This window comes from Paraburkholderia unamae, assembly GCF_003268775.1.
In the GTDB taxonomy this organism is placed as follows: domain Bacteria; phylum Pseudomonadota; class Gammaproteobacteria; order Burkholderiales; family Burkholderiaceae; genus Paraburkholderia; species Paraburkholderia unamae.
Window position 1 is genome coordinate 569,027 of sequence record NZ_QLSU01000001.1, and the last position, 23,759, is coordinate 592,785.

At 67.2% G+C, this 23,759-nt stretch carries 19 protein-coding genes; 5 read left to right on the plus strand and 14 right to left on the minus strand.

Annotation, left to right across the window (positions count from 1 at the left end):
* Positions 1 to 25 precede the first annotated feature (25 nt).
* Genes treZ through treY form a run of 3 tightly spaced genes read left to right on the plus strand, consistent with a single transcriptional unit; the run spans position 26 to position 7,031 of the window.
* On the plus strand, positions 26 to 1,927 hold the full coding sequence (treZ, locus tag C7401_RS02400) for a malto-oligosyltrehalose trehalohydrolase (protein WP_112169725.1): 1,902 nt from the start codon (positions 26 to 28) through the stop codon (positions 1,925 to 1,927).
* Entirely contained in the window at positions 1,924 to 4,161 is a 2,238-nt protein-coding gene (gene malQ, locus C7401_RS02405) for a 4-alpha-glucanotransferase (RefSeq protein ID WP_112169726.1), read from the plus strand. Before treZ ends, malQ begins: the two co-directional genes overlap by 4 nt.
* Positions 4,158 to 7,031 (plus strand): malto-oligosyltrehalose synthase, encoded by a 2,874-nt coding sequence (treY, locus tag C7401_RS02410; RefSeq protein ID WP_112169727.1) that lies wholly within the window; start codon positions 4,158 to 4,160, stop codon positions 7,029 to 7,031. Before malQ ends, treY begins: the two co-directional genes overlap by 4 nt.
* Before the next feature lie 29 nt (positions 7,032 to 7,060).
* On the opposite strand, the gene C7401_RS02415 is transcribed toward treY, so the two are convergent.
* Together C7401_RS02415 and C7401_RS02420 are read right to left on the minus strand one after the other, a co-directional pair.
* Positions 7,061 to 8,452 (minus strand): hemolysin family protein, encoded by a 1,392-nt coding sequence (locus C7401_RS02415; RefSeq protein ID WP_112169728.1) that lies wholly within the window; start codon positions 8,450 to 8,452, stop codon positions 7,061 to 7,063.
* A gap of 146 nt (positions 8,453 to 8,598) precedes the next feature.
* Positions 8,599 to 9,363, minus strand: coding sequence for a sensor histidine kinase (locus C7401_RS02420; protein WP_112169729.1), 765 nt, complete (start codon positions 9,361 to 9,363; stop codon positions 8,599 to 8,601).
* A 480-nt stretch (positions 9,364 to 9,843) separates the two neighbouring features.
* On the opposite strand from C7401_RS02420, the gene C7401_RS02425 reads away from it, so the two are divergent.
* Positions 9,844 to 10,185: an FKBP-type peptidyl-prolyl cis-trans isomerase gene (locus C7401_RS02425; RefSeq protein WP_028202932.1), complete on the plus strand. Its 342-nt coding sequence runs from the start codon at positions 9,844 to 9,846 to the stop codon at positions 10,183 to 10,185.
* 50 nt (positions 10,186 to 10,235) lie between these two features.
* Entirely contained in the window at positions 10,236 to 11,039 is an 804-nt protein-coding gene (locus C7401_RS02430; protein ID WP_112169730.1) for an AraC family transcriptional regulator, read from the plus strand.
* Between the two features lie 37 nt (positions 11,040 to 11,076).
* On the opposite strand, the gene C7401_RS02435 is transcribed toward C7401_RS02430, so the two are convergent.
* From C7401_RS02435 to truA, 12 genes are all read right to left on the minus strand, one after another.
* Positions 11,077 to 11,949 carry an MOSC domain-containing protein gene (locus C7401_RS02435; RefSeq protein ID WP_112169731.1) on the minus strand — a complete coding sequence of 291 codons (873 nt, stop codon included), beginning with the start codon at positions 11,947 to 11,949 and terminating at the stop codon, positions 11,077 to 11,079.
* 77 nt (positions 11,950 to 12,026) lie between these two features.
* Positions 12,027 to 13,223 (minus strand): O-succinylhomoserine sulfhydrylase, encoded by a 1,197-nt coding sequence (locus C7401_RS02440; RefSeq protein WP_112169803.1) that lies wholly within the window; start codon positions 13,221 to 13,223, stop codon positions 12,027 to 12,029.
* Between the two features lie 140 nt (positions 13,224 to 13,363).
* Entirely contained in the window at positions 13,364 to 14,908 is a 1,545-nt protein-coding gene (purF, locus tag C7401_RS02445) for an amidophosphoribosyltransferase (protein ID WP_112169732.1), read from the minus strand.
* 133 nt (positions 14,909 to 15,041) lie between these two features.
* On the minus strand, positions 15,042 to 15,536 hold the full coding sequence (locus C7401_RS02450; RefSeq protein WP_112169733.1) for a CvpA family protein: 495 nt from the start codon (positions 15,534 to 15,536) through the stop codon (positions 15,042 to 15,044).
* Positions 15,537 to 15,543: 7 nt separating this feature from the next.
* Complete coding sequence (locus tag C7401_RS02455) at positions 15,544 to 16,491, minus strand: SPOR domain-containing protein (protein ID WP_112169734.1); 948 nt, start codon at positions 16,489 to 16,491, stop codon at positions 15,544 to 15,546.
* A 62-nt stretch (positions 16,492 to 16,553) separates the two neighbouring features.
* On the minus strand, positions 16,554 to 17,864 hold the full coding sequence (gene folC, locus C7401_RS02460) for a bifunctional tetrahydrofolate synthase/dihydrofolate synthase (protein WP_112169735.1): 1,311 nt from the start codon (positions 17,862 to 17,864) through the stop codon (positions 16,554 to 16,556).
* Positions 17,865 to 18,060: 196 nt separating this feature from the next.
* Positions 18,061 to 18,933 (minus strand): acetyl-CoA carboxylase, carboxyltransferase subunit beta, encoded by an 873-nt coding sequence (gene accD / locus C7401_RS02465; protein WP_112169736.1) that lies wholly within the window; start codon positions 18,931 to 18,933, stop codon positions 18,061 to 18,063.
* A gap of 156 nt (positions 18,934 to 19,089) precedes the next feature.
* On the minus strand, positions 19,090 to 19,899 hold the full coding sequence (gene trpA, locus C7401_RS02470; protein WP_112169737.1) for a tryptophan synthase subunit alpha: 810 nt from the start codon (positions 19,897 to 19,899) through the stop codon (positions 19,090 to 19,092).
* A gap of 54 nt (positions 19,900 to 19,953) precedes the next feature.
* Positions 19,954 to 20,892: a DNA-methyltransferase gene (locus C7401_RS02475; RefSeq protein ID WP_112169738.1), complete on the minus strand. Its 939-nt coding sequence runs from the start codon at positions 20,890 to 20,892 to the stop codon at positions 19,954 to 19,956.
* 21 nt (positions 20,893 to 20,913) lie between these two features.
* Entirely contained in the window at positions 20,914 to 22,107 is a 1,194-nt protein-coding gene (trpB, locus tag C7401_RS02480; protein WP_112169739.1) for a tryptophan synthase subunit beta, read from the minus strand.
* Positions 22,108 to 22,184: 77 nt separating this feature from the next.
* Complete coding sequence (locus tag C7401_RS02485) at positions 22,185 to 22,871, minus strand: phosphoribosylanthranilate isomerase (RefSeq protein ID WP_112169740.1); 687 nt, start codon at positions 22,869 to 22,871, stop codon at positions 22,185 to 22,187.
* 64 nt (positions 22,872 to 22,935) lie between these two features.
* On the minus strand, positions 22,936 to 23,751 hold the full coding sequence (gene truA, locus C7401_RS02490) for a tRNA pseudouridine(38-40) synthase TruA (protein ID WP_112169741.1): 816 nt from the start codon (positions 23,749 to 23,751) through the stop codon (positions 22,936 to 22,938).
* Positions 23,752 to 23,759: the final 8 nt, after the last annotated feature.

The window sequence follows — 23,759 nt, forward strand, 5'->3', positions numbered from 1 at the left end:
TACAGGAAGCCATCAGGAAGCCAACATGTCCCCGCTTTCGCAAGATCCGCACGACCGTCACTACATGCATTGCCTGCCGTTCGGCGCGCAGTTGATCGGCGCCGCGCACGCACAGCCACACACGCGCTTTCGCTTCTGGGCGCCTTCGTGTCAAACGGTGCAGATCGTGTTCGAAAACGTTGGTGACACGCCGCCGCTCGACATGACGGCGAGCGGCAACGGCTGGTTCGAAGCGCAGGCGCCCTGCGGGCCCGGCACGCTCTATCGCTATTGCATAGACGGCCGGCAACGCGTACCCGACCCCGCTTCGCGCTTCCAGCCACAAGGCGTGCACGGCCCGAGCGAAGTGCTCGACCCGCGCGCCTATGCGTGGCAGCACGCACACTGGCAAGGCCGGCCGTGGGAAGAAACCGTGCTCTACGAACTGCACGTGGGCGCCCTGGGCGGCTACCAGGGCGTGATGAAACGCCTGCCCGCGCTCGCGGCGCTGGGCGTCACAGCCGTCGAACTCATGCCGCTCAACGACTATCCGGGCGAGCGAGGCTGGGGCTATGACGTCGTGCTCCCCTACGCGCCGCACGCGGCCTACGGCAGTCCTGACGAACTCAAAGCGCTGGTGGATACCGCGCACGGCCTCGGCCTGCAAATGTTCATCGACGTCGTGTACAACCACTTCGGCCCGGACGGCAACTGGCTCGGCCTCTATGCCAAGCCGTTTTTCCGCCAGGACGTGAAAACGCCGTGGGGCGAAGCACTCGACTTCGAGCGCTTCGAAGTGCGCGACTTCTATTGCGACAATGCGCTTTACTGGCTCACCGAATATCGCTTCGACGGCCTGCGCATCGACGCCGCGCATGCGATCGGCAACACCAACTGGTTGCGCGAGCTGGCCGACCACGTGAAGGCGCGCGTGGAGCCCGGCCGCCAGGTGCACCTGGTGCTGGAAAACGAGCACAACGAAGCTAATCTGCTCGAATCGCACTTCAGCGCGCAATGGAACGACGACGCGCACCACTGCTTTCACGTGCTGCTGACCGGCGAATCGGAGGGCTACTATCGCGCCTTCAGCGACTCGCCCATCACGCAGCTTGCGCGCGTGCTCGGCGAAGGTTTCGCGTATCAGGGCGACCCGTCGCCCGTGCATGCGGGCCAGCCGCGCGGCGAGCCAAGCGCGCATTTGCCGCCCACGGCCTTCGTCGCGTTTCTGCAAAATCACGACCAGATCGGCAATCGCGCGCTAGGCGATCGCCTGCGCGCGCTCGCCGACGACGACGCCTTGCGCGCCGCCACCGCCATGCTCCTGCTTTCGCCGCAAATTCCGCTGATCTTCATGGAAGAGGAATATGGCTCGACGCAGCCATTCCAGTTCTTCACCGCCTTCACCGGCACGCTCGCCGATGCGGTGCGCGAAGGCCGCCGCCGCGAATTCAAGGCGTTCAGCGCATTCAACGACGACGCGAGCCGCGCGCGCATTCCCGATCCGAACGACCTGCAAACCTTCGTGAATTCGTCGCCGCCCGCCGATGCGCCGCTCGACGGCGAGCGGCTCGAATGGATGCACTTCTACAAGTCGGCGCTCTGCGTGCGCGCGCATCTGCTCATGCCGCGCCTGCGCCACGCGCGCGCGCTCGGCGCAACGGTGCTCGCCGACGACGCCGCCAACGGGCTCGCCGCGCTCGTGGCGCGCTGGCGACTCGACGACGGCGAAACGCTCACGATCGCGCTGAACCTGGGTCGCGACGGCGTGCGGCTCGACCCGCACCCCGAAGGCATGGTGATCTTCGAAACACCGGGGCGCGCACGCGATTACGCCGACAACGGCGTGCTGCCGGAAAGCGCATGCATTGCGTGGCTCACCGGCGACGTGCCCGCGTATTCGAGCGAGCACGATGCGCGTGTGGTGCATCGCGAGGAGCCGCACGCATGAGCACGGCGCGCCGCAGCGACACGCTCGCGACCCTCGCCGCGCGCGCGGGCTTCGAGGTCGAATGGACCGACGCCCACGGCGCGGTGCAGCGCGTGCCCGACAGCACGCTGGCAACGCTGCTCGAATGCGCGGGCCTGCCCTGCGCGAACGCCGCGCAAATCCGGCAAAGCACGTCCGCGCTCAATGCGGAGCAATCGGCGCGACGCCTGCCGCCGCTCATCACCGCCGAATACGAAAGCGCGATCGAATTGCCGCCCTCGGCCGTGCGCGCGGGCAGCCACTATCGCATCGACCTGGAAGGCGGCGAGCATATCGAGGGGCGCTTCACCTCGCCGCGCGGCGAGCCCGCCTTGCTCGCGCCGTTGAGCGAGCCCGGCTATCACACGCTCACGGTCAACGACCATCGCCTCACCATCGCGGTCGCGCCGCCCCGCTGCCATACGGTCGCCGACGCCTGGCGAGCGCGCCATGGCGACAGCGGCAGCGTGCCGCCGCTTTGGGGACTCGCCGCACAATTGTATGGACTCCGACGCAAAGGCGACGGCGGCATCGGCGACTACACCGCGCTGGCCACGCTCGCCGCCGAAAGCGCGCGGCGCGGCGCCCAGGCGCTCGCCGTGAGCCCGACGCACGCGATGTTCAGCGCCGAGCCCGGGCACTTCAGCCCTTACTCGCCCTCGTCGCGCCTCTGGGTCAATGTCGCGCACATCGATCCGGCCGCGCTGTTCGGCGCCAGGGCCGCGCACGACGCGAGCGTGGCCGCGAACGCGGGCGACGCCTGGCGCGAACTCGAAGACGCGCCGCTCGTCGACTGGCAGCGTGCACTGCCGCTCAAGCTCAAGGTGCTGCGCGCGCTGTTCGACCGCTTCGAGCGCGACGAGCTCGCGAACGGCTCGCCGCGCGCGGCCGCCTTCCAGGCGTTCCGTGCACAGGGCGGAGAGGCGCTCGAAGACCACGCGCGCTTCGAAGCGCTCCAGGAAGCGATGCTCTCGGGGCCGGGCGCCGCGCGCCACTGGCGCGACTGGCCCGAGCCGCTGCGCGACCCGCGCAGCGCCGACGTGGCGACATTCGCGCAGGAGCACCGGCGCGAAGTGGACTTTCACTGCTTCCTGCAATGGCTCGCGGCAGAGGGGCTTTCGGGCGCGCAGCGCAGCGCGCGCGAGGCCGGCATGGCAATCGGCCTCGTCGCCGATCTCGCGGTGGGTTGCGACGGCGCCGGCTCGCATGCATGGTCGCTCCCGCAGGACATGTTGCAACGCGTTTCGGTGGGCGCGCCGCCCGACATCTTCAATCAGGCCGGGCAAAGCTGGGGCCTCACCACGTTCTCGCCGCGCGCGATGCACAACAACGGCTTTCGCGCGTTCATCGACATGCTGCGCGCCGCGTTTGCTCACGCGGGCGGCGTGCGTATCGACCATATCCTGGGCTTGAGGCGCCTCTGGCTCGTGCCCGAAGGCGAAAGCGCGCGCCACGGCGCATACCTGCGCTATCCGTTCGACGACCTCGTGCGGCTCATCGCGCTCGAATCGTGGCGGCATCGCGCGATCGTGATCGGCGAGGACCTCGGCACCGTGCCGCCCGGCCTGCGCGAGCGGCTCGCCGCGCACGGCCTGTACGGTATTCGCGTGCTGTGGTTCGAGCACGACGGCAAGGGCTTTCTCGCGCCCTCGCGCTGGGACCCGCACGGCGTCGCGACGACGACCACACACGACCTGCCGACGGTCGCGGGCTGGTGGCGCGGCGCCGATATCGACTGGCGCAACCGTATTGGCCAGACGCTGCCGCGCACGGACGGGCAAGATCCCGTCGCGCTCGACCACGCGCGCCGCGCCACCGATCGCGCCGCGCTCTGGCTTGCCTTGCAGCAAAGCGGCTTCGCGCCGCGCGGCGCCGGTGCGCCGCCGCTGGACGACCCGCCCGTCGAAGCCGCGCTGGGCTATGTCGCGGCGACCACGAGCCCGCTCGTCACCTGCCCGCTCGAAGACCTGCTGGCGCTGCCCGACCAGCCAAATCTGCCCGGCTCGATCGACGAACATCCGAACTGGCGCCGGCGATTGCCGCTCGCCGTGGAGTCGATCTTCACCGATCCGGCCGTCGCCGCGCGCATTGAAACCGTCGTTCGCGCCCGCGAGGCCGTCGCACGCGCGCAGGCCGACTCCGGTGCGAGCGGCGCTGAGGTCAACCCATCCGCCAGCGGCGCGCCCCGCGCGCCCGATACGAAGCCGACGCCATGACACACCCTCGCGCGACGCTGCGCTTGCAGCTCCATCACGGCTTCACATTCGACGACGCGCTCGCGCAGCTCGACTATTTCGCCGCGCTCGGCGTGAGCCATCTCTACCTCTCGCCCGTTACCACGGCGCAACCGGGCTCGATGCACGGCTACGACACGGTCGACTACGGCGCGGTGAGCGCCGAGCTGGGCGGCGAAGGCGCGCTGCGCCGTCTCGCTGCGAAGGTGCACGAGCGCGGCATGGGCCTGATCGCCGACTTCGTGCCGAATCACATGGGCGTGGGCGGCGCGCACAATGCGTGGTGGCTCGACATTCTCGAATGGGGCCGCCACAGCGCCTACGCGCGCCACTTCGACGTGGACTGGCATTCGGCCGACCCCGCGCTGCGCGGCAAGGTGCTGATGCCCTTTCTCGGCGCGCAATATGGCGAAGAACTCGCGGCGGGCCGCATCGAACTGAAGTTCGACCCCATTGCCGCGCGCTTTTACGTGCAGTACGGCCCGCACGTGTGCCCGATTTGCCCGACCGAGTATGCAACGCTGTTGCAGTCCGCGAACCGCGCCGATCTCAACACGCTCGCCGGGCCGTTCCAGGGCGTCACCACGCAGCCCGAGGACCAGGCCCGCGCCGCTGCCGGGCGCGACGCGCTGCGCGCGTTCGTCGAGCGCGCCGGCGTCGAGCCGATCGAATTCGTTCTGCAATCCTATGCAAGCGCCGACCCCGTGACACGCGACCGGCTGCACCGCCTGCTGGAGCGCCAGCACTTTCGCCTCGCCTGGTGGCGCACCGCCACCGACGAGGTGAACTGGCGGCGCTTCTTCGACGTCACCGCGCTCGCGGGCGTGCGCGTTGAGCGCCACGACGTGTTCGAGGCCGTCCACAAGCTCGTGTTCCGCCTTTATGCCGACGGCGTGATCGACGGCCTGCGCATCGACCATATCGACGGCCTCGCCGATCCGCGCGAATATTGCGAGCGCTTGCGGCAACGCCTCACTTCGCTGCGCGCCACGCCGCCCTTCATCGTCGTCGAAAAGATTCTCGCGCACGGCGAATGGCTGCGCGAGGACTGGCCCGTGCAAGGCACGACGGGCTACGACTTCATGAACGACGTGGGCGCCTTGCTGCACGATCCTGCGGGCGCCGCGCCGCTGGCCGAAACGTGGGCCGCCATTGCCGGCGACGACCGCCCGTTCGCGAGCTACGCACTCCAGGCGCGACGCGAGATGCTGGCCGCCTACCTCTGCGCCGAACTCGACCACGTGACGCGCGCGTTGCATCGCATCGCGCGCGAGCAACCGGGCACGCGCGACACGACGTATGCGTCCGTGCATCGCGTGGTGGCTCACCTCGCGATGCATTTCCCGGTATATCGGATCTATCCGTCGAACGGCCTGCGCGGTCCGCTCGACAACCGCTTCTTCGACGTGGCGCTCGAAGCCTCACGACGCGCGTTGCCGCGCGCAAGCCTCGCGGCGCTCGCGCTCGTGGATGGCTGGCTCGGAGGACGCGCGCCCGAACCGGCCGCGTGCAGCGGCAACGGCGGTGGCGGCGCGAACAACAGCGTCAAGCCGGCGCGCGCCGCACCGGCGGGCGCGAGCGCAAGCAACAGTGCCCCGCCGAACGCGCCGCTCAGCCACGCGCTCATCGCGCAACGCACGGCCCTCGCGTTGTTCTCGCAGCTCACCGCACCGCTCGCGGCCAAGGCCACCGAGGACACCGCGCTCTATCGCTACGGCCGCCTGCTCTCGCGCAACGAAGTGGGCGCGGACCCCGACGATTTCACGCGCACGCAACCGGACTTCCACGCGGCGAACCGGCTGCGCCAAAAGCGTCCGCTCGGCCTGCTGGCCACGGCCACCCACGACCACAAGCGCGGCGAAGACGTCCGCGCGCGGCTCGCCGTGCTGAGCGAACTGGCGGGAGAATGGAGCGCCACGTTGCGTGCGTGGTCCACGCTGAACCAGACGCACCGCCGCAACGACAACACGGCGGGCGCGGCGTGGTCGCCCGGCCCCACCGCCGAGGCCATGCTCTACCAGACGCTCGTGGGCTGCTGGCCACCCGAACTCGACCCCGGCGACGAAGCGGGCGTGCGCGCCCTGGCCGAGCGCGTCTCGCAATGGCAGTTGAAGGCGCTGCGCGAAGCGAAGCTGCGCACGAACTGGCTGGCTCCCGACGAAACCTATGAATCGGAGTGCCAGGCATTCCTCTTCGATATTCTCGCCCCGCAGCGGCGCGACGGCTTCCTGCAAGCGCTGGCCGGGTTCGTTGCACGCGTGGCGAGCGCGGGCGCGCTCAATACGCTGCTGCAAACGGTCTTGCGGATGACGTCCCCCGGCATTCCCGATCTTTATCAGGGCACCGAACTATGGGATTTCAGCCTCGTCGATCCGGATAACCGGCGGCCGGTCGACTATGCGCTCCGCAAGGCCGCGCTCGACGATGAAGCGCCCGCTGCGAAACTCAAGGACTGGCGCAATGCACACGTGAAGCTCGCCACCGTGCGCCGCCTGCTTGCACTGCGCGCACGCGCGCCGGAATTGCTGCGCGAAGGCGAATATGCGCCGCTCGCCGTGAGTGGCGCGCAGGCCGGCCATGTGATTGCGTTCGCGCGCCAGCACGGCAACGAGTGGGCCATCGTCATCGGCTCGCACCTTGCCGCCGGGCTGCTCGACGGCGGCCTGCCGCTCGTCGCGCCCGAACGCTGGGAAGACACGAAGGTCGAGCTACCGAAAGCCTGCGCGCAGGCCACGCTGCACGACTGGCTGAGCGATGCCGCGCACACGGTGCGCGACGGCAACGCGCTCTTGCTGCGCGACGTGCTGCAAGGACTGCCCGTTGCCGTGCTTTCCACGCTCGCACGCGCTTGAGCAAAGGGTGAGCGCAGGGTGAGCCGCGCTCAGCCGCCTTCGTCTTCGAGATCCTTGGGATAAATGCGCACGAGCACGATACGCGGCCCCTTCATCTTCTTCACCACGATATCGAAGCGGTCGAACGACACGCGCTGGCCCTCGGTGGGCAAGTCGTTGAGCGCGTGAATCACGAGACCGCCCACCGACTCCGCGCGCCCTTCGTCGATATCGATGCCGAGCGCCTGCTCCAGCGACACCACGGGCAGGCTGCCGCGCCCCATGAGCGTGCCGTCGTCCATGCGGGTCCAGTCGGTGTCGGCCTGGTGAAACTCGTCGTGAATCTGGCCCACGAGCGCGCCGAGCAGATTGTCGAGCGTGAGAAAGCCGATCGGCCGCGCGCCCTTGTGCCCCACCAGCGCGAAATGCGGTGCGCCCTTGCGAAAGCGCCGGAACAGCGCGAGCGCGGGCGTGTCCGGGCGCACGTACTGCACGGGACGCACGAACTTGCCGAGATCGTCGAGCGCATGGCCCGACTCGCGCGCGAGCAGCAGATCCTTCAGATGGATGAGGCCCGCCACGCGCTCGCCCGAACCGTCTTCGAACAGCGGGTAGCGGCTGAAGCGGTGGCGCTTCACGATCTGCATGTTCTCGCGCAGCGAAACGTCGCGGCGCAGACCCACCATTTCATGCGTGGGCCGCATAAGGTCGGAAATAGTGAGGCGCGAGAAGTCGAGCGAATGGGCCAGCGTGTTCCACTCGTCGGCGTTGTAGGCGCTCGCGGCCAGCGCGGGGGGCGGCAGGGCCGCGCGGGCGCCGTGCTGCGGGTCGTGCGCCTCGGCCTCCGCCTTGGCGGCGGCGCGGCGGGTGCGCAGGATCAGCTTGAGCTCGTCGGTCGAATAGTGCGTGTCGTGGCCGTGCTCCGACGAAAGGCCCGCAATGCGCAGCACCGCGCTCGCGCTCGAATTGAGCACCCAGATCGCCGGATACATCGCCCAGTAGAAGGCATAGAGCGGCGTGGCCGCCCACAGCGAAATCTTCTCGGCCTCGCGGATGGCGAGCGACTTCGGCGCAAGCTCGCCCACCACGATGTGCAGGAACGAGATCACGGTGAACGCGAACACGAGCGAAATGCCGTGCACGAGCGCCGCCGACTGCACGCCCACGATTTCGAATACCGGCGCGAGCAACTGCGCGAAGGCGGGTTCGCCGATCCAGCCAAGGCCGAGTGAGGCGAGCGTAATACCGAGCTGGCAGGCGGAAAGGTAGGCGTCGAGCTGGCCGTGGACCTTCGCGAGCAGGCGACCACGCACGCCGTGCTGCTCCGCGAGGCTCTGCACGCGCGTGGTGCGCAGCTTGACGAGACCGAACTCGGCCGCGACGAAGAAACCGTTGAGGGCAACGAGCAGAAACGCCCCGAGCAGGGCGAGAAGCTGGATCAAGACTGAAGGCTCCGAGGAACGAAGCGCTCAGTATAAGGGGTGCAAGACGCGTGAAAGACTTGGGCGGCCGCAAGCGCCGCTGCGGCCGCCCGGGGTCCGTGCAACCGCTTTGCGCGTGCGCGGGCCCCGCGGCGCCGGCGGCAGACTTATACGCCGCTCAGCGGCACGTTCAGGACCAGCACCGCATCCTCGCCTTCGCCGAGCAGCGCGGGCGCTTCGAAACGGCCGCCATGCGCCTCGGCCACGCGCTGGCAAAGCGCCAGCACCCATGCGTGGCGCCCCGCCTCCTGCGGCTCGCTCGCCTGCGTGCGCGCGAACGGTTCGAGCACATGCGCGAGCGTTTCGTCGGTGAGCGCCCGGGGCGTTGCGCGCCATTTCACCTCGAACTGCGCCGCCGTGACCGTCACGTTCGCCGCAAACGCGATGCTCGCGCCCGGCGCGCTCGTTTCCACCGCAAACGCCAGCATCAGCCACAGCGCCTGGCCGATGCGCTCGCGGTCGCCGTCGAGCATCGCCGCGCCCGTGGGGTCCTGCACCTCGAAGCTCACGCCCCGTGCGTCGCCGAGCGAGACGCGCACGTCGTCGACGGCATCGGCAAGCAGCGCCGCCGGTGCGAACGGCTCGCGCTCGATGTGCAGCTTGCGCGTTTGCGCGCGCGTGGTGTCAACGAGTGTTTCGAGCAGCTTGACCTGCTGCTCGACGCCCGTGCGAATGCCGCCCAGCGCGCGCTGCGCGGCGGCGTCGGCGTTGTCGATCTTGCGTTCGAGCACATACGCCCAGCTATGGATGGCATTGAGCGGGCTGCGCAGATCGTGCGACACGCGCGAGAGCACGTGGTCGCGCATGAAGAGCGCAACTTCGGCGCACAGGCGCGCCGTGCGTTCGGTACGGTTTTGCGGAGTCGACGCCATCAGATTCCTCGTTTTTCGCCTCTAGGGCCTGTTCACGCTAATAACAGGCTTGCGAACGTGCCTTGCCGGTCGCAGTGCAAGGAGCACGGCGCGCCGTTTGGCCGAGCCAAACAAGCGACGCGCGACGCCGCAATGCGACCGGCAAGGCACGTTCCCCAAACTAATAATTTCATCCAACGGGCTGGCCGCCAGAAGGGCCGATCGCTGCGTCATGCTCCTCACGAATACGTCGAGTATTCGCTTCGTCGCAATCCTTGCGCTCGGCCCTTCTGGCGGCCAGCGCAAGCCTGTTATTAGCGTGAACAGGCCCTCGCCGAGCGAAGTGGTCCCCATCGAAGTGGTGCCCATTATAGGCAGCGGATAGCGAGCATCCCGCGTGCCTGGCCGGCTCGCGTGCGGACCGCAACGGCGCGCTGCGCGCCTGGCCCTGCAAACGGCCTACAATAGCGTGTTCATTCCATCTGAATCAGGAGTTTTTCCATGTCTATCGTGACCACCGAATCCGGCCTCAAGTACGAAGACCTGACCGAAGGCACCGGCGCCGAAGCCAAGGCCGGCCAGACCGTCAGCGTGCACTACACCGGCTGGCTGACGGACGGCCAGAAGTTCGATTCGAGCAAGGACCGCAACGACCCGTTCGCCTTCGTGCTGGGCGGCGGCATGGTCATCAAGGGCTGGGACGAAGGCGTGCAGGGCATGAAGGTGGGCGGCGTGCGCAAGCTCACGATCCCGCCGCAACTCGGCTACGGCGTGCGCGGCGCGGGCGGCGTGATTCCGCCGAACGCCACGCTCGTGTTCGAAGTCGAACTGCTCGACGTGTAAGACTTAGGCGCGCTCGCCTTTTTTGCCATCGCGAACCGCACCAGGCCGTCATGAATCCGCATCACCACACGCCCGTCACCTCGCCCGGCGTCGAATTGCGCCGCTACGGCGCGATCGAGGAAACCGATCTGCACGATTTTCACCAGATCGTGCTCGGTCTCGACGGTGCCATGGAGATGACGGTGAACGGCCTGGGCGAGCGCATCGACTGCTGTTCCGCGTGGCTCATTCCGGCCGGGGCGCGGCACGACTACATGGGCATCGGCGATAACCGCCAGCTCGTGCTCGACTTGCCCGCCGCGGCGCTCGCGGTGCCCGAGCGGCTGTTCGACAGCGCGCGCGCCGTGCGCGTCGATCCCGCGCTCACGCAACTCGTGCGCCAGATCGCCCAGCGCGCGGCCGTGGCCGCGCCGCCCCACGACCGCGCCGACCCGCGCGCGCACCGCTTCCACTGGGACGCCTCCGCGCGGCTCTGCGCGGCGGTGATCGCGCAAACCGGCATTGCCGCCGGCAGCGGATTCACGGAGGCCGCCGGCCTCGACTTCGCGCGCATCGACCGCTGGCTGCGCGCGCATCTCGCGGAACCACTGCGCATCGCCGATCTGGCCGTGCATTGCGGCTTCGGCATGCGGCGCTTTCATCAGTTGTTTATCGAAGCGTTCGGCGAAACGCCGCATCGCTATCTCCAGCGGCTGCGGCTCGACACTGCGCTCACGCTGCTCGCCGACCCGCGCGCCTCGCTCACCGACATCGCGCTCGAAGTGGGTTTCGGCGACCAGAGCGCCTTCACGCATGCGTTCACGCGCCGCTTCGGGCTCGCGCCCGGCCAGTGGCGGGCGCTGCCGTCACACTGAGCGCCCGCGCCTCACTCGCTGAGCGCCCAGGCGCGCTTTACTCGAAGCGATATTCCCACTGCGCGTGCGCACCCACCGCCAGGCGTTCGCCCGCGCCCGTCACGACCATCGCGTTCTGGCCGAACGTGAGGCCGCCGTCCACGCGCGGATCGGCGCGAAAGACCTGAAGCGTGTCGAGCGGTTCAGTGGGCCATTGCGGGTCGCGCTCGCCCGACGTCTGGTCGATCGTCGTGATCGGGCAGCGCGCGCACGGCTTCACGAAACGCAGCACGATCGCCTCGCCGCCCGTTGCGGATTCGATGGCGAGCGTGTCGATGAAATCTTCCTCGAACGCCTCGCCCACGTCGCCCACGACGATGTTCGGACGAAAGCGCGTCATCGGCACGGGCGGCGCGCCTTTCGCCGCGAGGCGCTCGTTGAGTTCCGCGAGCGACGCCTCGCTCGTCACGAGAACCGGAAAGCCGTCGGCGAATTGCGTGGGCGCGTCTTCGTCGTTCGTCCACTTCTTGCTCGCAAGGCGCGTGACGTCCTGCGCGAACCGCAGAAGGCGCACCGGCACGCCCAGCGCTTTTGTGAACCACTGGGCGGCGTGATCGCCCTCGTCCAGCGCCTCGAAGCTGTCGCTCCAGACGGTGGCCCGCACACGCGCCTCGCCGCCGCGCGGCGCGAACGGCAGATGCAGCGCCTCGCTCATGCCCTCCATCGTGAGGCGCACGCCGTCTTCGACGAACGCGGGCACGATGCGCGCCATCGCCGCGTATTCGCGCTGCGACACGAAGCGGCCGGTCTCGTCCGCCACCATCCAGTGGCGATCCCACGCGAGGCCCTTCACGTCGAGTTGAGCACGATCGAGCGCAATCGCGCCGCACGACTTCACGGGATAGACATACAAGGCACGAACGATAGCCATGACACACTCACGCTGAAGAGAAAAAGAATCGGGCCGCGCGCCCGGCCCTCGATCATACAACCGTTGCTTCGCGCCGCTCACCGCCCCGCATCGAGCCCGCGCGCGAGATCGCTGCGCACGTCCTGCGCGTTTTCGAGGCCGACGGCGAGGCGAATCAGCCCTTCGGTAATGCCGGCGGCCGCGCGCGCCTCGGGCGTGACGCGGCCATGCGTGGTCGTGGCCGGATGCGTGATGGTCGTGCGCGTGTCGCCCAGATTGCCCGTGATCGAGCAGATCTTCGTGCCGTCGATCACGCGCCAGGCGTTGGCGCGCTGCTGTTCGGGCGTCTCGCCCTTCACTTCGAACGAAACGATCGCACCGCCCTTCTTCTGCTGACGCATCGCCAGCGCATGCTGAGGATGCGATTCGAGGCCCGGATAAAAGACGCGCTTCACGGCCGGATGCGTTTCGAGCCAGCGCGCGATGTCGAGCGCATTGTCCGACTGCTTTTCGACGCGCAGCGACAGCGTTTCCATGCCCTTGAGCAGCACCCACGCGTTGAACGCGGAGAGCGTCGGGCCCGCGCTGCGCACGAACGGGAACACCTTCTCCATGATGAACGACTTCGAGCCGACCAGCGCGCCGCCCAGCACGCGGCCCTGGCCGTCCAGGAACTTGGTGGCCGAATGCATCACCACGTCCGCGCCGAATTTGAGCGGCTGTTGCAGCGCCGGGCTGCAAAAACAGTTGTCGACGACGAACAGCGCGCCGGCCGCTTTGGCGATCTTGCTGACCGCTTCGATATCCGCGACTTCAGTGAGCGGGTTCGACGGCGTTTCGAGGAAAAACAGCTTCGTTTCAGGGCGCACGGCCTGCTGCCACGCATCGAGATCGTGCGGATCGACGAAAGTCGTCGTGATGCCGAAGCGCGGGAAAATCTGCGAGAACATGCCGAGCGTGGAGCCGAACAGACTGCGCGAACTGACGATGTGGTCGCCCTGCTGCAACGCCGCCATCACCACCGACATGATCGCGGCCATGCCCGACGCCGTGGCCATGCAGGCTTCACCGCCCTCGAGCGCGGCGAGGCGATCCTGGAACATGGTGACGGTGGGATTGGTGAAACGCGCGTACGTATAGCCGGTTTCGGAGTTCGCGAAGCGCTCGGCGGCTTCGGCGGCGCTGTTGAAGCAGAAGCTCGACGTGAGATAGAGGGCTTCCGAATGCTCGTTGAACTGGCTGCGCAGCGTGCCCGAGCGCACCGCCAGCGTGTCGAAGTTGAAGGTGTCGTCCATGTTGGTGTTCTCCGTGTCCTGAACCATCAGGCTTCAATCCTGCCCCAGCAGGCGCAAAAAAGCCCGCTTTTGCGCTGGCAGAAAGCGGGCTTTCGGGATCGGCCAGAACGCGAGCGTCGCGCTCGCGTTGGCCGGGGGGATCACTCTACCGACAGTTGCAGGTGCAGCTGCGAGCGGGCGCCGCCGTCCTGCGCGTCGCTCGCCGCATCGCGATCCGACTGCGATTGCGGTGCGAGACGGGCTGCCTCGATGTTGTCGAGGTAGGTGCTCGTGATGTCGCCGGTGATGTAGTCGCCGTCGAAGCACGAAGCTTCGAAGTCGCCCAATTCCGGGTTGATGTCACGCACGGCCTTCTTGAGCGACTCCACGTCCTGGTACACGAGGTAATCCGCGCCGATGATGCGCGCCACTTCTTCATCCGTGCGGCCATGCGCGACGAGCTCGCCGCGCGTGGGCATGTCGATGCCGTAGACGTTCGGGTACTTCACGGGCGGCGCCGCCGAAGCGAAGATCACCTTGGTCGCGCCCGCGTCGCGCGCCATCTGCACGATTTCCTGCGAGGTGGTGCCGCGCACGATCGAGTCGTCGATGATCAGCACGTTCTTGCCCTTGAACTCGATGCCCATGGCATTGAGCTTCTGGCGCACCGACTTCTTGCGCATGGCCTGGCCGGGCATGATGAAGGTGCGGCCAACGTAGCGGTTCTTGAAAAAGCCTTCGCGGTATTCCACGCCGAGCTTGTTCGCGACCTGCATGGCCGCGGGGCGCGACGAATCGGGAATCGGCATGACCACGTCGATCTTCACGTCGGGCAGCTCGCGCTTGATCTTCTCGGCGAGATAGTCGCCCATGCGCAGACGCGCGTTGTACACGGGCACGCCGTCGAGCACCGAGTCCGGACGCGCGAGATACACGAGTTCGAAGATGCAGGGGTTGAGCGTCGGCGCCGTGGCGCACTGCTGCGAGTGGAAGTTGCCGTCGAAGTCGATGAACACCGCTTCGCCCGGACGCACGTCGCGCACGAACTCGAAGCCGATGCCTTCGAGCGCCACCGATTCCGATGCGAGCATCCACTCGGTGCCTTCCGGCGTTTCCATCTTGCCGATGCACAGCGGGCGAATGCCGAACGGGTCGCGGAACGCGAGCAGGCCGTGGCCGGCAATCAGCGAGACGATCGCGTACGAGCCGCGCAGACGGCGGTGCACGCCCGAAACCGCCTTGAAGAGCGTCGCCGGATCGAGTTCGAGGCCCGAGGTGGCGAGCTGCACTTCGTGCGCGAGCACGTTGAGCAGCACTTCGGTGTCGGAGTTGGTGTTCACGTGGCGGCGGTCCACACGGAACATCTCTTCCTTCAACTGTTGCCAGTTGGTGAGATTACCGTTGTGAGCGAGCACGATGCCGAACGGCGCGTTCACGTAGAACGGCTGGGCCTCTTCTTCGCTCGACGCCGAACCGGCCGTCGGGTAGCGCACCTGGCCGATGCCGCTGGTGCCTGGCAGGCTCCGCATGTTGCGCGTGCGGAACACGTCGCGCACCATGCCGTTGGCCTTGTGCATGTGGAACGTGCTGCCGTTCGCGGTGGCAATGCCGGCCGCGTCCTGACCGCGGTGCTGGAGCAGCAGCAGCGCGTCATAGAGGAGCTGGTTGACGGGAGAGCGGGAAACTACGCCTACGATGCCGCACATGGCAGGTCCTTCAAAAAAGCGAAATCGGTAGCGGGCCGGTCGGGTGGTCTCGGTCGATCAACGCCGGTCGAGCTCCGCAAATGGGCAGTGGTGCCGGAAAACTCAAGTCCTCGTTTCGCCAATCAGTTTCTGATCAGACGTGAACGTAGGTCGCGAGCGCCTCGGGCAACAGCGGTTTCAGTTCGAGCACGCCCTGCACGGCATAGGGCCGCAGCAGCGCATGGCGCCAGAAGTCCTGCTGGGGCAGCTCGGTCAGCCCGCCGAGGACGACGAGGATCAGCACCAGCACGACGCCTCGCACGAGGCCGAACATCATCCCGAGCGAACGGTCCACGCCGGACAATCCGCTCACCTGCACCAGACGGCCGATCAGTGCGTTGCCCACGCCGGCCACGAGCACCACGGCAATGACGATCAGCGCAAAGGCGATCAGCCACTGGGTGAGCGCCCCGCCCGGCCAGTTCGCCGGAATCCAGGGCACCACGCGGTCCACGTAGCGGCAGGCCACGAGCAACGCCGCGATCCAGCCAATCAATCCAAAAATCTCGCCGATGAAGCCCCGCCATGCGCCGCGCAGCGCCGACAGGCCGATCACCGCCATTACAGCGTAGTCGAATGCGGTCAACATGCGCGGGTTATTCCGCGCCGCCGTTCGTGCCCGCCATCAGACCCGCGCCGCGCACCTTGGCGATCGCCGCCGTAGCCGAGGCGCGGTCCGGGAACGGCCCCGCGCGCAGCAGCGTGCGCGTGGTGCCGTCGGCTTCCTTACGCTGTTCGGTATATGCGGGTACACCCGCAGCTTTCAACTTCGTGACCCAATTGTTTGCCGTCGTGCCGTTCGAAAACGCGCCGAGCTGCACCGCGAAACGCGCGCCCGGTGGCGCGGCCGGCGCGGCGGAGTCGGCGGCGGCGGTGTTCGTCGCGCCCGCAGTGTTCGCGCTGTCTGCGCTGTCGCTGTCGGCCGCCGCGCTCTCCTGCGACTTGCCGCGCGAAGCGACGGCCGTGCTGGCCGAAGCCGACGGCTTCGCGGCATGCGCGGGGGTTGGCGTCTGGGCGTTTTGCGTGGGTTGGGCCGCAGCGGCTGCGGCTTGCGCGGGCTTTTTCGCGGACGTGGCCGGCGCTTTATCCGAGCTTTGGGCGTTCTGCGTGGTCGCGGCGCCCGAGGCGGCCGCGAGACCCGACGCGCCAGGCGTGGCCTCGGCCGCCGGATTGTCGGGCGCAACACCGGCTTGCGTGTCTTCGGCGTCGTGCTGGCGCGCGGCGGCCTTGTCGGCCGGGCGGCTGGGGATGTCGATGGCGATGTCGTCGGTGACCGGCTTCGGGTGCGAGTCGAGCACCATCGGCAGGATCACGATGGCCGCGAGCACCAGTGCGATCGCGCCGACGAGACGGCGGCGAGCGCGTTGCTTTTCGGGGAGCGTGGGGTCGAGCAGCATCGCCTCGGCGTCGCCGGACCGGTCCGGCCGGCGGCTGCGCCGCTCCACGCGCGTGCTCTGATTGCTCCGGCGGCTGGAGCCGGCCTCGGCGCCGCGCCGGCGGGGCGCGTCAGCTTCATCTTTCTTGCCGAACGAGAAAATTCCCATGTATGGCTTGCTGTTGGCCTACCTGGCCTGTCTTGCGTGGGCGGCGTGCGGGTGCCGGGCGGTCAGTGCTGCTGTGACTTTCGCCAGGCCATGACCCCGGCAACCGTCAGGAAACTTCCGAAAACAAGAATTCTATCATTTTCAGTAGCCCGTTTTAGCGCATCTTGAAAAGCGGCGGCCGGGCTTTCATGGTGCGTCACGCTGCTGTCGGGGCCGTCCGTCACGCCCGCTTCGCGCAGCGCCTCTTCGAGCTGACCGGCCGTGGCCGCGCGCGGCAGCGGCAGGTCGGTCACGCACCAGTGGTCCACTTCGCCCTTCAGATGCTCGATCACGCCCGCGATGTCCTTGTCGCGCATCGCGCCGAACACCGCGTAGGTGTACGGGAAATAGCCCATGCTGCCGAGGTTTTGCGCCAGCACGGCCGACGCGTGCGGGTTGTGGCCGACGTCGAGAATGATCGAGGGCTTGCCCGGCAGCACCTGGAAGCGGCCCGGCAGTTCGACATTGGCGAGACCCAGGCGAATGTCCTGCGCGGAAACCGGCAGGCGGTCGCGCAACGCCTCCAGGCCCGCGAGCGCGGCCGAGGTGTTGATGAGCTGGTTCGCGCCGCGCAGCGCCGGATAAGCGAGCGCCGAACGCCGCATCGTGGGACCCACGTAGCTCCATTGCTGGCGCTCGCTGCCCGGCTGGCCTTCATAGCGGAATTCGCGGCCGAACAGCCACAGTTCCGCGCCGATCGCCTCCGCATGGTCGATGAGCGACTGCGGCGCCATCGGGTCGGCGCAAATGGCGGGCTTGCCCGCGCGGAAGATGCCGGCCTTTTCGAAGCCGATCTGCTCGCGCGTGTTGCCGAGATATTCCGTGTGGTCGAGGTCGATGCTCGTAATGATCGCGCAGTCGGTGTCGAGCACGTTCACGGCGTCCAGACGCCCGCCGAGGCCCACTTCGAAGATCACCGCGTCGAGCCCGCGCGAAGCGAACAGATGCATGATCGCGAGCGTCGTGAACTCGAAATACGTGAGCGAAACGGGCTTGGCGAGCGAATTGCGCGCGGCTTCCACGGCCTCGAAGTGCTGGAGCAGCTCGGCGTCGCTCGCCTGCTCGCCGTCAATGCGCGCGCGCTCGTTGAACGCGAGCAGGTGCGGCGAGGTGTGGCAGCCCACGTGATAGCCGGCCTTGAGCAGGATCGTTTCGAGGATCGCGCAGGTCGAGCCCTTCCCGTTCGTGCCGCCGACCGTGAAGATCGGGCACGCGAACTGGAGGTCCAGCGCCTCCTTCACCTGGCGGATACGGTCGAGACCCATGTCGATGCCGACCGGATGCGCGGTTTCGAGATGCGTGAGCCACGCGTCGAGGGTGGGAAAGGTACTCATCGGGATAGTTCGCCAGGTGCTGCGCGTGAGACGCCCGCAAGGGGCGGCGGGTTCACGCGAATGATCCGCTTCGCTTCAAAAGAACGGCATTATCGCGGAAATGACAACGCGCCGCTTGCTTTCGCTCGCGGCGCGTTGGGTAAAACGATGCGCAGCGCGGTCACACAGGGCCACGAAGCGCTTCGGACCGGCGGCCTCAGGCCACCGCGTCGGCGGGCTGGCGTTGCAGCAGGGCCAGCATTTGCGCGATTTCGTCGCGCAGCTTGCGGCGGTCGAGAATCATGTCGATCGCGCCCTTTTGCAGCAGGAATTCGGCGCGCTGGAAGCCTTCCGGCAGCTTTTCGCGCACGGTCTGTTCAATCACGCGCGGGCCCGCGAAGCCGATCAACGCCTTCGGCTCGGCGATCACCACGTCGCCAAGGAACGCGAAGCTCGCCGACACGCCGCCCATGGTCGGGTCGGTCAGCACGGAGATGAACGGGAGCTTGGCCTCGGCCAGCTTGGTGAGCATGGCCGTGGTCTTGGCCATCTGCATGAGCGAAAGCAGGCTTTCCTGCATACGCGCGCCGCCCGAAGCGGTGAAGCAGATGAACGGCACTTGCTGCTCCAGCGCGTTCTGCGCGCCGCGCGCGAAGCGCTCGCCCACCACCGAGCCCATCGAGCCGCCCATGAACGAGAACTCGAAGCAGGCCACCACCACGGGCAGCGTGCGGATCGCGCCGCCCATCACCACCATGGCGTCGGTTTCGCCGGTTTCTTCCATCGCCTCTTTCAGGCGGTCCGGGTACTTGCGGCTGTCCTTGAACTTGAGCGCGTCGACCGGAATGATTTCCTGGCCGATCTCATAGCGGCCTTCCGGGTCGAGCAGGCCGTCCAGACGTTCGCGCGCGCCAATGCGCATGTGGTGATCGCACTTCGGGCAGACGTGCAGATTCGCCTCTACGTCGTTGCGGTACAGCACCGCTTCGCACGACGGGCACTTGATCCACAACCCTTCCGGAATGCTCTTGCGGCTTTTCGGATCGGTTTGCTTGATCTTGGGCGGCAGCAGTTTGTCGAGCCAGCTCATTGATATTCCTTCCTTGACCTTCGTGATGCGCGGGCGCGGCGGATCGATCTATGCACCCGATCGGTCATTCCGACCGGGTTCCGACCCCGACCGCGCATGGCGAAAAGTGGATTTTACAGCAGTCGCAAAACTAGCCAACCAGACCAGCCAACTGCGTCAGCTCGCCGCGACTTCGTCAAGCGCCGTGCGAATGCCCGTGATGAACTGCGTAAGCGTGTCCGCCGCCGTTTCCGGGGGCGCCTGTTCGAGCAACTGCACGATGCGGCTGCCGATCACCACAGCGTCGGAAACCTGGGCGACGGCGGCGGCCGTTTGCGCGTCGCGAATGCCGAAGCCGACGCCCACGGGCAGCGAGACATGCTTCTTGATCGCCGGGATTTTACTCGCGATGCTCGTGACGTCCAGATTCGCCGCACCGGTCACGCCCTTGAGCGATACATAGTAGACGTAGCCGCTCGCGGCGCGCGCCACTTCGGCAATGCGCGCGTCCGTGGAGGTGGGCGCGAGCAGGAAGATCGGATCGATGTCGGCGGCCTTCATCTTCGCGGCGAATTCGACCGACTCCTCGGGCGGATAGTCCACCACCAGCACGCCGTCCACGCCCGCCGCCTTCGCGGCTTGCGCGAACGCGTCGGCGCCCATGCGCTCGATGGGGTTTGCGTAGCCCATCAGCACGACGGGCGTCTTGCCGTCGGTTTCGCGAAAACGCAGCACGTCGGCGAGCACGCTCTTGAGCGTCACGCCCTTCTCGAGCGCGCGCTCGGACGACTGCTGGATCACGGGGCCGTCGGCCATCGGGTCCGAAAACGGCACGCCGAGCTCGATGACATCGGCGCCGCCGGCGGCGAGCGCGTGCATGAATTCGACGGTGCGCGCGGGATCGGGGTCGCCTGCCGTCATGAACGGGATCAGGCCTTTCTTGCCTTGGGCGGCGAGCGCCTCGAAGGTGGTCTTGATACGGGACATTTCAGGGTCCTCAGCTTTTCAGTCGTGACTGCGCGTGGGTCCGGCGGCGGCGCATCAGGCGCCGGCCGCGACGGACGATGCGGCGCTCGCGTCCACGGCGGCGGCGGGAGTCGCCATGGCCGCCGCGCTCACGCGTTCGCGCGCGATCGCGCAGTAACTTTCGTTAATTTCATAGCCGACGAATTCGCGCTTCTGACGCGCGCAGGCGACTGCCGTGGTGCCGCTGCCCATGAACGGGTCCAGCACGCGGCCGCCCGGCGGGCAGCTCGCGAGCACCATGCGCTCGACGATTTCCAGGGGCTTCTGGGTGGGATGATCCACGCGCTCGGCGTGCTGACGGTGCAGCCGCGAGACGGACCAGACGTCCTTGGGGTTGTAGCCGAGCTCCAGCCACTTGCTGCCTTCGAACAACTTGCGCGAACGCGCCTTCTTCGTGACGGCATCGTACGGGATGCGAACGGGATCGAGATCGAAGTAATAATCCTTCGACACCGCGAAGAAACCGATGTTGTCGTGCACCGAGGTGAAACGGCGCGTCGTGCCGCCCATGCTGGGCACACGACGATCCCAGACGATCTCGTTGATCATCGTGAGTTTCGACTTGAGATAGACGAAGATCTCGGGCGCGTACTGCCACGTGCAGAACACGTAGAGCGAGCCCGTGGGCTTGAGCTTCGGTATCGCCAGGTCGAGCCATTGATACGTCCAGGCGAGGAAGTCCTCGCCCGAACGCATGTCGGAGTCGTTGCCGTAGTCCTTGCCGAGCCCATAAGGCGGGTCGGCGACGATCAGGTCGATCGAGGCGTCGGGCAAATTGGCGGCATCAGTCAGAAAATCGCGGTTCAGGAGCCGGATGGTCTCCGGCACCGTGGGCAGCACGGCTGCGTGGGCGACCGCCTCGGCGGCTTCCAGCGCAGCCGCTTCTGCGTTCACCCCGGCATCCGCCTCGCCCACGGGCGCCGGCATCTGCGGCTCGTCGAACTCGTCACGCATCGCTTACGTTGCTCCGGGCGCTCAGAACTGGATGCCCGATCGCTCGGCGACCGTATGCATGTCCTTGTCGCCGCGGCCCGACAGGTTCACCAGCAGGATCTTCTCCTTCGGCAACGTCGGCGCGAGCTTCGCGGCATACGCGAGCGCGTGGCTCGATTCGAGCGCGGGAATGATGCCTTCGATGCGGCAGCAGTCGTGGAAGCCCTTGAGCGCTTCCTCGTCGTCGATCGTCACGTACTGCGCGCGGCCGCTGTCCTTGAGCCACGCGTGCTCGGGACCGACGCCCGGATAGTCGAGACCGGCCGAAACCGAATGCGTCTCGATGATCTGGCCGTTTTCGTCTTGCAGCAGGTACGTCCGGTTGCCGTGCAGCACGCCAACCGTGCCGGCCGCGAGCGAGGCGGCGTGACGGCCCGTGTCCATGCCGTCGCCGGCCGGTTCGACGCCGATCAACTGCACCGAAGTGTCGTCGATATACGGATAAAAGATGCCCATCGCGTTCGAACCGCCGCCCACGCACGCGATCACGGAGTCAGGTTGACGGCCCGTCATCTCGGGCATCTGCACGCGGCATTCGTCGCCGATCACGCGCTGGAAGTCGCGCACCATCATCGGGTACGGGTGCGGGCCCGCCACGGTGCCGATGATGTAGAAGGTGTTTTCGACGTTGGTGACCCAGTCGCGCATGGCTTCGTTGAGCGCGTCCTTGAGCGTGCGCGAGCCCGACTCGACCGGCACCACGGTCGCGCCCAGCAGCTTCATGCGGTAAACGTTGGCGGCCTGGCGGCGCACGTCTTCTGCACCCATGTAGACCACGCACTCCATGCCGAAGCGCGCCGCGATGGTCGCGGTGGCCACGCCGTGCTGGCCTGCGCCGGTTTCGGCGATTACGCGCGGCTTGCCCATGCGCTTGGCGAGCAAGGCCTGGCCGATCACGTTGTTCACCTTGTGCGCGCCGGTGTGATTCAGGTCTTCGCGCTTGAGGTAGATCTGCGCGCCGCCCAGCAGCTCGCTCCAGCGCTGTGCGTGATAAATCGGCGACGGACGGCCGACAAAATGCTTCAACTCGCGCTCATATTCGGCGCGGAAGTCGGGATCGTCCTTGTATTTCGCGTAGGCGTCGCGCAGCTCGTCGATCGCCTGCATGAGGGTTTCAGCAGCGAATACGCCGCCATAGGGGCCGAAATGGCCACGTTCATCTGGCAAATTGTACATAAGTCACTCGCTCGACCGGACTTGGGAAGGTCCACATTGCGTGGGCCGTGCCGGCCAAAGGGGCATGCGCCCCGGAATTATCCCGCGTCCGCTTCGCGCACCGCGCGCACGAACGCCGCCATGCGGGCGTGATCCTTCACGCCCTTTGCGCCCGGCACTTCGATGCCACTGGAGACATCGACAGCGAACGGACGCACCTGGCGAATCGCATCACCGACGTTTTGCGCGTTCAAGCCACCACTCAAAACGGCCCGACGCGCGAGCCCTGCGGGAATAAGTGACCAATCGAAGACCTTTCCGCCGCCGCCGTAGCCTTCGACATGGGTGTCGAACAGCAGGCCGCTGGCTGATGAATAACGATTAGCCGATTCTATCAAATCGGCTTGCCGAGTATCGGCCGCCACTCGCAGCGCGCGCAACCAGGGCAAACCGGCAACGGAGGCAAGCGATTCGCACTGCTCGGGCGTTTCGTCGCCGTGGAACTGGAGCATGGTGAGCGAGACATTGCTCGCCACCTCGCTCATCCACTGCGGCGTGGCGTTCACGAAGAGACCCACCACCGAGACGAACGGCGGAATATCGTGCGTGAGTTCCACAGCCTGCGCCACGCTCACCGAACGCGAACTGGGCGGATAGAACACGAGTCCGACAGCGTCGGCGCCGAGGTCGATGGCGTGCGCGAGCGCGTCGGGCGTCGAAAGTCCGCACAGCTTGATGCGCGTGCGGTGCGCGGCGGCGTTGGCGGGTTGCTCGGCTGGCGTCATGGTTCGAAGTGCGGTGTGTGTCGCGGTGATTCGGTGATTCGGTTCGGTGTGCCCGCGCCGGGCGTCAAGCCTGGTCTTGCGGCGCGTCGCTCCAGATCGCGCTCCACGGCACGCTTGCCGTATGCGCGGCGGGCACCGCGAACTCGTCAGGATAACCTACCTGGGCGAGGTAGAGGCCGTCGGGCATGAAGGTCGGCGCGGCTGCGGTGCGGTTGCGCCCGGCCAGCACCTCGGCCATCCAGGCTTCGGGATAACGCCCGCGGCCCACGGCCACGAGGCAGCCCATCAGGTTGCGCACCATGTGATGCAGGAACGCGTTGGCGCGAAATCGAAAGTGAATGAAATCGCCCTGCGGCCGGATATCGATCTGGTACAGGTGCTTCACCGGCGTCTTCGCCTGGCACTCCGACGAGCGGAACGCCGAAAAATCATGCTCGCCGATCAGATGCGCGGCGGCTTTGCGCATCGCCTCGACATCGAGCGGCGTGTGGATCCAGCCTGCGCGACCCGCCAGCATGGGCGAGCGCACCGGGTTCACATAGAGCACGTAATAGTAGGTGCGCTCGAACGCCGCGAAGCGTGCATGGAACGCCTCGGGCATGACCTTGGCCCACTGCACTGCCACGGTGGATGGCAGGAACGCGTTGGTGCCGCGCACCCACGAAAACTCCGTGCGGTCGAGGTCGGTGTCGAAGTGCACGACCTGGCCGAGGCCGTGCACGCCCGTGTCGGTACGGCCCGCGACGATCGTGGACAGCGGCACGGTGGCGAACTCGCGCAGCGCGCGCTCGAGCGCGTCCTGCACCGTCTTGCCGTGCGGCTGCGATTGCCAGCCGCAGAACGCGGCGCCGTCGTACTGGATTCCTAGCGCGATACGCATACGGCTCG

What these genes read in the sequence shown, in the direction of transcription:
- treZ (WP_112169725.1), top strand. Translation starts at nt 26, where the DNA reads ATGTCCCCGCTTTCGCAAGATCCGCACGACCGTCACTACATGCATTGC.
- malQ (WP_112169726.1), top strand. Translation starts at nt 1,924, where the DNA reads ATGAGCACGGCGCGCCGCAGCGACACGCTCGCGACCCTCGCCGCGCGC.
- treY (WP_112169727.1), top strand. Translation starts at nt 4,158, where the DNA reads ATGACACACCCTCGCGCGACGCTGCGCTTGCAGCTCCATCACGGCTTC.
- C7401_RS02420 (WP_112169729.1), bottom strand. Translation starts at nt 9,363, where the DNA reads ATGGCGTCGACTCCGCAAAACCGTACCGAACGCACGGCGCGCCTGTGC.
- C7401_RS02425 (WP_028202932.1), top strand. Translation starts at nt 9,844, where the DNA reads ATGTCTATCGTGACCACCGAATCCGGCCTCAAGTACGAAGACCTGACC.
- C7401_RS02430 (WP_112169730.1), top strand. Translation starts at nt 10,236, where the DNA reads ATGAATCCGCATCACCACACGCCCGTCACCTCGCCCGGCGTCGAATTG.
- C7401_RS02435 (WP_112169731.1), bottom strand. Translation starts at nt 11,949, where the DNA reads ATGGCTATCGTTCGTGCCTTGTATGTCTATCCCGTGAAGTCGTGCGGC.
- C7401_RS02440 (WP_112169803.1), bottom strand. Translation starts at nt 13,223, where the DNA reads ATGGACGACACCTTCAACTTCGACACGCTGGCGGTGCGCTCGGGCACG.
- purF (WP_112169732.1), bottom strand. Translation starts at nt 14,908, where the DNA reads ATGTGCGGCATCGTAGGCGTAGTTTCCCGCTCTCCCGTCAACCAGCTC.
- C7401_RS02450 (WP_112169733.1), bottom strand. Translation starts at nt 15,536, where the DNA reads ATGTTGACCGCATTCGACTACGCTGTAATGGCGGTGATCGGCCTGTCG.
- C7401_RS02455 (WP_112169734.1), bottom strand. Translation starts at nt 16,491, where the DNA reads ATGGGAATTTTCTCGTTCGGCAAGAAAGATGAAGCTGACGCGCCCCGC.
- folC (WP_112169735.1), bottom strand. Translation starts at nt 17,864, where the DNA reads ATGAGTACCTTTCCCACCCTCGACGCGTGGCTCACGCATCTCGAAACC.
- accD (WP_112169736.1), bottom strand. Translation starts at nt 18,933, where the DNA reads ATGAGCTGGCTCGACAAACTGCTGCCGCCCAAGATCAAGCAAACCGAT.
- trpA (WP_112169737.1), bottom strand. Translation starts at nt 19,899, where the DNA reads ATGTCCCGTATCAAGACCACCTTCGAGGCGCTCGCCGCCCAAGGCAAG.
- C7401_RS02475 (WP_112169738.1), bottom strand. Translation starts at nt 20,892, where the DNA reads ATGCGTGACGAGTTCGACGAGCCGCAGATGCCGGCGCCCGTGGGCGAG.
- trpB (WP_112169739.1), bottom strand. Translation starts at nt 22,107, where the DNA reads ATGTACAATTTGCCAGATGAACGTGGCCATTTCGGCCCCTATGGCGGC.
- C7401_RS02485 (WP_112169740.1), bottom strand. Translation starts at nt 22,871, where the DNA reads ATGACGCCAGCCGAGCAACCCGCCAACGCCGCCGCGCACCGCACGCGC.
- truA (WP_112169741.1), bottom strand. Translation starts at nt 23,751, where the DNA reads ATGCGTATCGCGCTAGGAATCCAGTACGACGGCGCCGCGTTCTGCGGC.